General features: G+C 38.3%; 2 protein-coding genes. Both read left to right on the forward strand.

The window, feature by feature from the left end; genetic code table 11:
* Nucleotides 1-261: 261 nt before the first annotated feature.
* Nucleotides 262-1386, forward strand: a complete 1125-nt coding sequence (locus tag ACWF4Z_RS38185) for an IS4-like element IS4Bsu1 family transposase (RefSeq protein ID WP_452248097.1) — start codon at nt 262-264, stop codon at nt 1384-1386.
* A gap of 198 nt (nt 1387-1584) precedes the next feature.
* Nucleotides 1585-2127 (forward strand): hypothetical protein (locus tag ACWF4Z_RS38190; RefSeq protein WP_452248098.1); only part of this gene is annotated, 543 nt, incomplete at its 3' end.

A 2127-nucleotide genomic window follows, 5' to 3' on the forward strand; every position in this document is an offset into this window, starting at 1 on the left:
ACGACTCGCCCCTTGCCGGTGATCGACCGCTCGTGCAATGCCGCCACGGTATCTAACCTCTGCCTTCACCGGTCTGTATGTATACGAGCTTCGTTTCAAAAGGTTTCAATTTTTTTATAAAATAACACTAGTGTCGCATTAAAATAATTCAACGATTTATAAAAATCTAAATTTTCAGTAATTTTATCTTTGCATAAAAAAAGCCTTTATAATGGTAGGGCGGTAATAAACCATCCAAATCCAAAATAAAGGACAATAAGCATGGATAAGTTTACACGAAAAACATCATTTGAACAATGGTTTTCACCGATTTTCTTCACAAAACTCGAGGAATTGGTTGAAAGCTATCAATTAAATTACTATACAAAGAAGCTACATATTGCGTCATTCTTGAAATTGTTCGTATTCGCTCAGCTCAATGAAACCGAGAGTCTGCGTGCAGTCAGTGAGACATTATTTTCTGACGACCTTCAAAAAGCGACGCATTTAGAAGCGATTAGCTTTTCGCAGCTCGGACGCCGATTAAATCAAGTGCCGACTGAAGTGTTCCAACAGGTATTTTTGGATTTAGTTGCCCAAATTCACGAGAAATCACATTATGAGCAGCGCCGAGAAACGACAACACCACTGAAAATTATCGACTCGAGTACGTTGCCATTGAACTTGAAAAACCATAAGTGGGCTGAATTCCGTAAAACAAAGTCGGGCATCAAGCTTCATTTACGTCTTGTTTACGCAGAAAAAGGCTGTTCCTATCCAGATAAAGCGGTGCTGACAAACGCGAAAGAACATGATCGTGGTCAGCTGGAAGTACTCGTTGACGACAAAGAATGCATGTACGTCTTTGACCGGGGTTACTTGGATTATGAACGATTTGACCGCATGACAGACGATGGGTATTTCTTTGTGTCACGCTTACGAAAAAACGCTGTCATTCGTGTAATCGAGCCATTTAAACTGCCTGAAGACTCGCTTGTGTTTTCAGATGAAATGGTTTTGATTGGTACACCACAAAACCGTGCAGAAAACGCTTTTCGCCTCATCAAAGTGCTCGATTCAAAAGGAAACGAACTGCATCTGATCACAAATCGATTTGATTTAAGCGCTGACGAAATCGCTGAGTTATATAAGTCGCGCTGGGCAATCGAGCTATTTTTTAAATGGCTGAAGCAGCACCTGAACATCAAAAAGTTCTACGCGCAGAGCGAACAAGGCGTACATAATCAAGTGTATATCGCAATGATTGTATATTGCCTAAATGTACTGGCACAGCTGAACACGAACAGTTCAAGGACGTACTTACAAATTAGTCGCTTACTCAAAGCGGCACCATGGAAATCCGCTCATTTATGGCTACGAAAAATCGTAGGGAAAACCGTGCCCTAAAGAATTTCACAGGTCTGTTGCACTCGTCAAAGATTATAGTAAAAAAATGGATGTTAACTACCTCTATTCAAATGTCTTTGTTTTTCTTCTCATGAGTAAAAACAAGAAAGCAGAAAATTCAGTCAAAATTTATGCAACACTAGTGATTTTTGATATAAAAATAGAATACTATTCTCACAAAACCCGTGGAGGTTCGTAATGAAAAAGATCATCTTTATTTGCTTCAGCTTATTACTTGCCCTGACAGGAGGATGCAGTATGCATGACAATGATAAAAACACCACAAATGACAATAAAACAGAAGCCGTAAAACCAAAAGACATGGATCCAAAAGACCTGCCGCAAGTTCCGGCGTTTCAGGACGAGAAAACGAGAGAGTACATGGTGTCAACGAAAGAAGAAGAGCCAGGGTATTATTTGCTAGAGTCTAAACTGCAAGGGTTTAGGATGTTGTTTCCGGAGGATGGGAAGTATTCAAGTTATTTGTCTAGCCATGATGAAAATGAAGAAATCATAGCATTTGATAGCTATAAAAAAACAAAAAATAAAATGCTAAATGCACAAATAGAGTATTATCAAGGAGTAACTTTTATTAACAATCCTGAGACAATGTTAGAGATGTTAGACCAAATTAGTAGTGAAAATGGCTATAATGGTAATTTTGAAAAACTAGAGAGCGAAGGTAAAGATATTTATATTGCTCACAAGAAAAATAATTTTGAAAATGATAAAAATAAATAC

This window comes from Kribbella sp. NPDC055071, from assembly GCF_053608045.1.